2 protein-coding genes are annotated in these 9,871 nt (G+C 68.5%); one reads left to right on the top strand and one right to left on the bottom strand.

Features of this window, described 5'->3' with window-relative positions:
* On the top strand, positions 1-8,878 hold an 8,878-nt coding region (locus VJS90_RS13975), incomplete at its 5' end, for a non-ribosomal peptide synthetase (RefSeq protein ID WP_414704942.1).
* 25 nt (positions 8,879-8,903) lie between these two features.
* Here VJS90_RS13975 and VJS90_RS13970 read toward each other — a convergent pair.
* Positions 8,904-9,587, bottom strand: coding sequence for a helix-turn-helix transcriptional regulator (locus VJS90_RS13970; protein WP_324122238.1), 684 nt, complete (start codon positions 9,585-9,587; stop codon positions 8,904-8,906).
* Between the last annotated feature and the right edge of the window lie 284 nt (positions 9,588-9,871).

Below are 9,871 nucleotides of genomic sequence, written 5' to 3'. Positions count from 1 at the left end.
CGTGTGCGAGGTCCTGGCGCTGGATTCACTGGGCCAGGACGTGCCGATTGGCCGTCCCATCGGCAACACCCGCGCCTATGTGCTCGACGCCCGGCAGCGGCTGTTGCCCCAGGGGGTGGTCGGCGAGCTGTACATCGGCGGCGACGGCGTGGCCCTGGGTTACCTGAACCGGCCGGAGCTTACCGCCGAACGCTTCCTGGCCGACCCGTTCAGCACGGCGCCGGGAGCGCTGATGTACCGCACCGGCGACCTGGTCCGCTGGCGTGAAGACGGCCAGCTGGAGTGCCTGGGACGCAATGATGACCAAGTGAAGGTCCGCGGATTCCGGATCGAGCTGGGCGAAATCGTCGCCTGCCTGCACGGGTTGCCGGGCATCGGCGAAGCCGTGGTGCTCGCGCGTGACGATGCTCCCGGCCTGGTCGCCTATGTCACCGGGGAACCGGGTCATGCCGCGCCGGGCGTGGAGCAGATCCGCCGTCATCTCCAGGCCAACCTGCCCGACTACATGGTGCCAGCGGCCTATGTCGAACTGGCGGCGCTGCCGCTGACCGCCAACGGCAAGCTTGATCGCCGTGCGCTGCCCAGGCCCGAGCGCCTGGAGCGGTCCGGGCACGACTTCGAGGCGCCGCACGCCGGACTGGAAACCACGCTGGCACGGATCTGGGCCGACGTGCTGGAGGTCGAGCGGGTAGGGCGGCATGACCACTTCTTCGACCTGGGTGGGCATTCGCTGCTGGCCATGCGCATGGTCTCGCAGGTGCGTGAGCAGCTGGGCGTGGAGCTGCCGCTGGGCGAACTCTTTGCCCTGGGCGAGCTTGCCGCTGTGGCGGGAGCGCTGGAGCAAGCCGGGCGCAGTGATCTGCCAGGCATCGTTCCCGCACCCCGCGGGCAGTCGGTGCCGTTGTCGTTCGCTCAACAGCGCCTGTGGTTCCTGGCGCAGATGGAGGGCGGCAGCCAGGCCTACAACATGGCGCTGGCGCTGGGCCTGCGCGGGGCGTTGGACGTTCAGGCCCTGCAGGGCGCCCTGGCGCGGATCGTCGAGCGCCACGAGACCCTGCGCAGCCGCTTTGTCGCAGCAGATGACCGTGCCGAGGTGCTGATCGCGCCGGTTTGCCCGGCACCGTTGCTGCAGCTTGAAGACCTGCGCCAACAGCCCGGCGGGCTCGGCGAGCGTTTGCGCGAGGCGGCCGCCCAACCGTTTGACCTTGCCCAGGGCGCGCTGGTCCGCGGCGCCCTGCTGCAACTGGGCGACGACTATCACGTGCTGGCCCTGACCCTGCACCACATCGTCGCCGACGGCTGGTCGATGGGGGTCCTGACCCGCGAGCTGATGGCCTTGTACCCCGCGCTGCGTCTAGGGGAGGCCGACCCGCTGGCGGCGCTGCCGATCCAGTACGCCGACTACGCCCTCTGGCAGCGACGCTGGCTGGATGGCGAACGCCTGCAACATCAGGCCGCCTACTGGCGCGAGGCGCTGGACGGCGCTCCTGGCCTGCTCACGTTGCCCAGCGACCGGCCACGTCCGGCGCAGCAGGACTTCACCGGCGCCAGCCTGGCGATCCGCCTCGATGAGCGTCTGGGGGCCGGCCTGCGGGCCCTGGCCCAGCGCCAGGGCGTGACCCTCTACATGACCCTGCTGGGCGCGTGGGCCGCGTTGCTGGCACGCCTGTCCGGCCAGACCGAGGTAGTCATTGGCGGCCCGGTGGCGGGACGCGGGCGTAGCGAGCTGGAAGGGCTGATCGGCCTGTTCGTCAACACGCTGGCGGTGCGCGTCGAAATCACCGGCGAGCAACGCGGCACGGCGCTGCTGGCCCAGGTCAGGGCGCGCCTGCTGCAGGCCCAGGAACACCAGGACCTGCCGTTCGAGCAGGTGGTGGAGATCGTTCGCCCGGCGCGCAGCCTGGCGCATGCACCGTTGTTCCAGACCACTCTCAACTGGCTGCCAGGCGATGCGTCCAGTCCTCGAATCGAGGGGTTGGAGCTGGAGCTCATCGAGCAAACCACCCAAGTCGCCATGTTCGACCTGTCGCTCAACCTGGGCGAGCAGGGCCAGGCACTGGTGGGCAGCCTTGAGTACGCCTGCGCGCTGTTCGATGAGCCGACGGTACGCCGCTATGCCGGCTACTTCGAGCACATGCTGCAAGCGCTGGTGGACAACGAAGAGGCGCTGCTGCAACAGGTGCCGCTGGTAGGCGCTGATGAGCGCAAGCACCTGCTGGAAACATTCAATCCGCCGCGCTCGGCCTGCGAGGCCGAACTCACCCTGCACCAGCGCATCGAGCGGCAGGCCGCCAAACGCGCCGAGGCCGTGGCGGTCCAGGTGGGCGAGCAGTCCCTGAGCTATGGCGAGCTGAACCAGCGGGCCAACGCCCTGGCACATCACCTGATCAGCCTGGGCGTGCGCCCGGAAGACCGCGTGGCGATCCTGGCACGGCGCGGGCTGGAAACCCTCGTCGGCTTGCTGGCGATCCTCAAGGCCGGCGCCGGTTACGTGCCGGTCGACCCGGCGCATCCGGACGAGCGCCTGCGCTATCTGCTGGAGGACAGTGCGCCGGTGGCCGTGCTGGCTCAGCAAAGCCTGCTGGAGCGCTTGCCCGCGCTGAGCGTTCCGGTGATTGCGCTGGACGCTCAGGCCTGGGCGGATAACCCCGCCAATCCAGGCGTGGCATCCCCGGACCATCTGGCCTACGTGATCTACACCTCCGGCTCCACCGGCCAGCCCAAAGGCGTGATGGTCGAGCACCGGACCCTGAACAACCTGGTCGACTGGCATTGCCAGGCCTTCGACCTGCGCGCCGGCAGCCACACCGCCAGCGTCGCCGGCTTCGGCTTCGACGCCATGGCCTGGGAGGTCTGGCCAGCGCTGTGCGTCGGTGCGACCCTGCACCTGCCACCGGCGCACATTGGCAACGAACAGCTCGACGCGTTGCTCGACTGGTGGCTGGCCCAGCCGCTGCAGGTCGCCTTCCTGCCCACCCCGGTGGCCGAATACGCCTTTAGCCGGGACCTGCGCCACCCGACCTTGCGCACCCTGCTGATCGGCGGTGACCGGCTGCGCCAGTTCAATCGCGATCCGGGCTTTGCCGTGATCAACAACTACGGGCCGACCGAGGCCACGGTGGTCGCGACCTCAGGTCGTCTGTTGCCTGGGGGCGCCCTGGATATTGGCAAGCCGATCGCCAATACCCGCGTGTACCTGCTGGACGAGCAACGGCAGCTGGTGCCCGTGGGCGTTACCGGTGAGCTCCACGTCGCCGGTGCTGGGGTCGCCCGAGGTTATCTCAAGCGTCCCGACCTCACCGCCGAGCGCTTCCTCGACGACCCGTTCACCCCGGGCGGGCGCATGTACCGCACCGGCGACCTGGCGCGCTGGAACCCGGACGGCACCCTGGAATACCTGGGCCGCAACGACGACCAAGTGAAGATCCGCGGCATGCGCATCGAACTGGGCGAGATCGAGAGCCAGCTCAGCCAGGTGCACGGGGTCGAGGAGGCATTGGTGCTGGCCCGCGAGGACGAACCCGGCCAGCCGCGCCTGGTGGCGTATTTCATCTACGCCAACGGTGGTCAGCCGCCAGCGGTCGACGCGGTGCGCGCCGCGCTGCTGGCCCACCTGCCGGGCTACATGGTGCCGAGCGCCTTTGTCGGCCTTGAAGCCTGGCCGCTGACCGCCAACGGCAAGGTCGACCGCCGCGCCCTGCCGGTACCGGCGCGCGAGGCGTTGTTCAACACGGCCTACCAGGCGCCGCAAGGGCACGTCGAGACGGCCCTGGCCGCGATCTGGAGCGAGCTGCTGCAGCTCGACAGGGTAGGTCGGCATGATAATTTCTTCGAACTGGGCGGGCACTCGTTGCTGGCGGTCACGCTGGTGGCACGCATGCGTGCGCTGGGCCTGGAAGCCGATATCCGCGTGCTGTTCGCCCAGCCCACCCTGGCGGCGCTGGCGGACGCCGTGGGCAGCGCCGCCAGCGTGCCGGTGCCGGCCAGCCTGATCGAGGCGCATTGCACCCGCGTCACGCCAGACCTGTTGCCGCTGGTCACGCTGGATCAGGACGCAATCGACCGTATCGTCGCCAGCGTGCCTAGTGGCGTTGCCAATGTGCAGGACATCTATCCGCTAGGGCCGCTGCAGGCAGGTATTTTCTACCATCACCTGGCGGCCGGCCTGGAAGACCCTTACCTGTTGCAGGCCCAATTCGCCTTTGCCGACCGCGCGCGGCTGGAGGCATTCCGCGCAGCGCTGGAGCAGGTCATCGCCCGACATGACGTCCTGCGCACCGCACTGTTCTGGGACGCGCTGGAGACCCCGGTGCAGGTTGTCTGGCGCCACGCCCCGCTGCAAGTCGAGCCAGTGTCCGCACAGGACCTTGCCCACCTGCCTGCCCTGGACCTGTCCAAGGCGCCGCTGCTGCGCCTGCTGCATGCCGATGACCCCGAACAGCCGCGCATCCTGGCCGTGCTGCAGTTCCATCACCTGGTGATGGACCATGTCGCCCTCGAGCTGTTGGCGCATGAGCTGCAGCTCATCCTGTCTGGCCAGCACGCGCAGCTTCCGGCGCCAGTGCCTTACCGCAACTACATCGCCCAGGCGCTGCAAGGGCCCGGGATGCAGGATCACGAGGCATTCTTTACCGCGCAGTTGCGCGATATCGAGGAGCCCACCTTGCCGTACGGGCAACTGGTGCTCGCCGACCAGGGCCAGCCAGGTGAAGCCCGGTTGCCCCTGGCTCCGGCGCTCGGCGGCCGTGTCCGGGAACAGGCGCGGCAGTTGGGGGTCAGCGCCGCGAGCCTGATGCACCTGGCCTGGGCGCGGGTAATCGGACAGCTCAGCGGGCGCGACAACGTGGTGTTCGGCACCGTGCTGGTCGGACGCCTGCAGGCCGGCGACGGGGCGGAGCGGGCGCTGGGTGTGTTCATCAACACCTTGCCGCTGCGCATCGACCTAGGGGAGCAGCCGGTGCGAGAGGCCGTGCTCGATACCCATCGACGCCTCACCGGCCTGCTGGCCCACGAGCATGCGCCGCTGGCCCTGGCGCAACGCTGCAGTGGCCTGCCTTCGGGAACGCCGTTGTTCAGCGCGCTGTTCAACTATCGCCACAGTGCGCCGGCCGCGGCCACACAACACTCCGCCAGCCTGGCGTGGCAAGGCATCGAACTGCTGCGCGCCGACGAGCGCAGCAACTACCCGCTGACCCTCAGCGTCGATGACCTTGGTCAGGGCTTCAGCCTGACCGCGCACACCGCGCCAGGCATCGATGCAGGCCGGTTGTGCACTTACCTGGCATGCACCCTGGAGCAGCTTCTGGACGCGCTGGAGCAGACGCCTCAGCACCCCGTCGGGCAATTGAACATCCTGCCGATGGCCGAGCGCACCTTGCTGCTGGAGGGCTTCAATGCCAGCCGGATCGACACGCAGGCCACCCTGGCCCTGCACCAGCGCATCGAGCAGCAGGCCGTGCAACGCGCCGACGCCGTGGCGGCGCAAGTAGGCGAAGCGCGCCTGAGCTATGGCGAGCTGAACCGCCAGGCAAATGCCTTGGCCCATCACCTGATCAACCTGGGTGTGCGCCCCGATGACCGTGTGGCGGTCATGACCCGGCGCGGACTGGACACCCTGGTCGGCCTGCTGGCGATCCTCAAGGCCGGTGCCGGGTATGTGCCGGTCGATCCGGCGCACCCAGATGAACGTGTGCGCTACCTGCTCGAGGACAGCGCCCCGGTGGCCGTGCTGACCCGCGCTGACCTGCTCCACCGCCTGCCGGTGCTCGCCGCGCCGGTGATCATGCTGGACCGGCCGGACTGGCCGGCGCAGGGCGACAACCCTGTCGTCGCAGGCCTTGGCCTGGACCACCTGGCCTACGTGATCTACACCTCCGGTTCCACCGGCCAGCCAAAGGGCGTGATGGTCGAGCACCGCACCCTGAACAACCTGGTGGACTGGCATTGCCAGGCCTTCGAGCTGCAATCGGGCAGCCATACCGCCAGTGTCGCCGGCTTCGGCTTCGACGCAATGGCTTGGGAAACCTGGCCTGCGCTGTGCGCCGGGGCGACCCTGCACCTGCCGCCCGACGACGTCGGCAACGATCAGCTCGATGTACTGCTCGACTGGTGGCTGGCGCAGCCCCTGCACGTGGCCTTCCTGCCCACGCCGGTGGCCGAATATGCCTTCAGCCACGACCTGCGCCACCCGACCCTGCGCACGCTGCTGATCGGCGGTGACCGCCTGCGCCAGTTCAACCGCGACCCAGGCTTCACCGTGGTCAACAACTACGGGCCGACCGAAGCGACGGTGGTGGCAAGCTCCGGTGTGATGGAACCGGGCGGCATGCTGCATATCGGCAAGCCGGTGAGCAATGCCCGGCTCTACGTGCTTGACCCGCATGGCCAGCCGGTCCCGCTAGGGGTGCCGGGCGAGCTGCATGTGGGTGGGGCCGGGGTAGCCCGAGGCTACTTCAACCGCCCCGAACTTACCGCCGAGCGGTTCGTCGACGACCCGTTCAGCGCGTTGCCCAAGGCGCGCATGTACCGTACCGGCGACCTGGTGCGCTGGCTGCCAGACGGTAACCTGGAGTACCTGGGCCGCGACGATGACCAGGTGAAGATCCGTGGCGTGCGCATCGAGCTGGGCGAGATCGAACAGCAGCTGGCGTTGTGCCCTGGCGTTGCCGAGGCCGTGGTCGTGGCGCACCAGCAGGCCCAGGGCACGTTGCGCCTGGTGGCCTACTTCACCCGGCGCGCCGGCGTGCCTGACGGGCTGGATGGCGCGACCCTGCGTGCCCACCTGCTGGCGCATGTGCCGGAGTACATGGTGCCTGCGGCCTATGTGGGCTTGGAGGCACTGCCACTGACCGCCAATGGCAAGGTCGACCGCCGTGCGCTACCGATGCCGAGCCTTGAAGCATTGACGGGGGCGCGTTTCGAAGCGCCTGCGACACCGCTGGAAGCGCGTCTGGCCGGGCTCTGGGCGCAGGTGCTGGACGTCGAGCGGGTCGGGCGTCATGACAGCTTCTTCGAGCTGGGCGGCCATTCACTGTCGGCGATACGCCTGGTGAGCCTGATCCAGAAAGCCGGAGATGTGCTGTCGCTGGCCGACCTGTTCCAGCACCCCAGTGTCGCCTCGCTGGCAACGGTGCTCGAGGAGCGCGCGACGGCCCCTGGGGGCGCCGCGCAGCTTGTCACGGTCCGCGAGGAAGGCAGCGAGCCGCCGCTGTTCCTGGTGCATGACTTCACGGGCCTGGATGCCTACTTCCCGGTGCTCGGCCAGCACCTGCCAGGTGATTTCCCGATTCTCGGCCTGCCTGGCACGGGCCTTGGCGAGGCGACTCCGCGCACCCTCGAGTGCCTGGCGGCGCGGCTGGTCGAGCTGATCCGTGGCGTCCAGCCGCAGGGCCCGTACCGCCTGGCGGGCTGGTCGTTCGGTGGGGTGCTGGCGTACGAGGTGGCGGCGCAATTGCTGGGCATGGACGAGCCTGTCAGCTTCCTGGGCCTGATCGATACCTACGTGCCACGCCTGACCGACCGCGGCAAGGCCCGGTGGCAGGGCCCGGCGCTGCTCGAGCGGCAGTTGCTGGCGCATTGCCGGGACTACGCCGAGGCCTTGGGGGAGGCCGGCATGACAGCGCTGGCGGCTGTCGAGGCCGAGCACCAGTTGCACGGGCTGGACTTCGAGGCACTGCTGCGCTTGTGCGGCGAGCAGCAGGTGTTGCCTGCCCAGCTCGGTGAGGCAAGCGATGCGCAATTGCGGCACTACCTTGAGCGCGAAGTGGCGCACGGACACGCTTTGGCCCACTACCGGCTCGAACCGCTGGGGGTGCCGGTGCATCTGTTCCGTGCCGGGCAACGGGTAGCCGAGCAGGCCGCCGGGAGCATGACGCTGGGCTGGTCCGAAACATTGCCGAGCCAGGCCGTGCACTGCGTCGAGGTGCCAGGCGACCACGTGAGCATGATGCAGGCGCCCCACGTGCAGGTGCTCGGCGCCGCGATCTGCCAGGCCTTGTCGGCGCCGGTCATCTGCGCGGCACCCGCATGGCAGCCGCTGTTGGCGATCCAGAGCGGGCAGGCTGGGCGCACACCGGTGTTCTGCATGCCGGGGGCGGGTGACAGCGTCACTCGCTTCATCGCGCTGGCCGAGGCACTGGGGCCGGACCTGCCAGTCTATGGGTTGCAGACCCGAGGGCTGGACGGCGCCAGGGTACCGCATAGCCGGGTGGAAGCGGCGGCCGAGTGCCATGTCCAGGCCATCGAGGCGCTGTACCCCGAGGGCCCGCTGAATCTGGTCGGGCATTCCTTTGGAGGCTGGGTCGCCCACGCCGTGGCGGCCAGGTTCCAGGCACGCGGGCGCAAGGTTGCCTCGCTGACGTTGATCGACAGCGAAGCACCCGATGGGCAAGGCTCTTGCGGGCAGCCCTATACGTTCACGGCGGCGCTGGAGTTGCTGGCCGACGCGTTGCAGCGTTCCAGTGGCAAGGTACTTGGTCTGGATCGCGAGGCATTTGCCGAGACCGACGATGCCAGCCAGCTGCGCCTGTTGCAGGCAGCGATGGTGAGGGCAGGACTGCTGCCGGAACGCGCGGCGCCCCAGGTGCTGCAGGGCCTGGTGCGCTGTTTTGCCAGTGCGCTACGCACCGTGTACCGGCCTGCGCAGGGCTATGACGGCCCGGCACGCCTGGTGCTGGTGGCCGACCCTATACTGGACGCCGCCAGCAACGAGCATGAACAGGCCGCCATGATCGCGGGTTGGCAGCGGCTGATGCCGCAACTGGCGACCTGGCAGGGACCAGGAGACCACTTCAGCATCCTCCGCACGCCGGACGTGTTCAGCCTGGCGGCATGGTGGTTCGACGGTCAGGCGATGGCCACGCAGGAACGACTGGCCTGAGGTCTCGCGGCCTGGGCTTTCGGGTTCAGGCCGCGGGTGCGATGCCGCCGTACATCCAGCGCATCAGCGAGTGACGACCGCTGATGCCGAGCTTGATGGCCGCGCGCTTGAGGTAACTGTCGACGGTGCTGGCCTTGAGGTTCAGGCGGTCGGCCAGTTCAGGCGCGGTGTGCCCGGCCAGCAGGCCGACGCACACCTGCAGCTCGCGTTCGGAAAGCGTCAGGCCCGCCTGGTCCAGGCGCTCCGTGAAGCGTGCCTGCAGGCCCTGCTGTACGGGCGCGTGGCGGTGGGCAGGCGGTGCTGCGCGGTGTTCCGGCTGGAGGGCGCGTATGTGCTTTTCCAGCATCGGCAGGAGAAGCGGCGAGATGGCTTCCAGCAGGCTGCGTTCACGGGCGGAGAACCCTTGTGGCGGATTGGCCCGGTACACGCTGATCTCGTAGCGGATGTCGTCCTTGCGGCGCGCCAGGTCGAGCCGCGCGGGGTCGGGCAGGGGACAATGCTGCGCATCGGGCTCGCAGAAGACCGTCTCGCTGAGCACGGTCGCGTCCAGGTCCGGCGGTGTTTGCTGCTCGACGCGCACCTGGCGAATGTGCGTGGCATCCACGCTCAGCTGAGTGCGGATCAGGTCATGCAGCATGCGTGGGAAGTGGCGGCTGCCGGTGCTGGCAATCACTTTGCCGATCTGCGGGAAGAGGCTATGTGCATTCATCTGTTTCATCCATGAAGTCCGGTTGAGCGGCGCTGCCGGGTGACCGGAAGCTGGTATTCATCCTAGTACAACGTTCAGGTGACCAATAAATGAACCTGGATGATGGCACAATGATGTCTTTTTTCAGGGCTGGTCATTTCCGGTGGCAGGTCCTGCAGGCAGTGGAGTCGGGTATGATGCCCGCCTTTCTTACTGATCGAGGCCTTTTTCCATGACGCTGACCATCGAACAGATCGCCCGGTACCGTGCGTTCGCCGAGCAGCTTGCCGACAGCGCGGCGGCGG

The organism is Pseudomonas sp., assembly GCF_035277045.1.
Lineage (GTDB): Bacteria > Pseudomonadota > Gammaproteobacteria > Pseudomonadales > Pseudomonadaceae > Aquipseudomonas.
The sequence above is the reverse complement of the archived record's forward strand: the minus strand, read 5'-3'. Positions and strand labels throughout refer to the sequence as shown.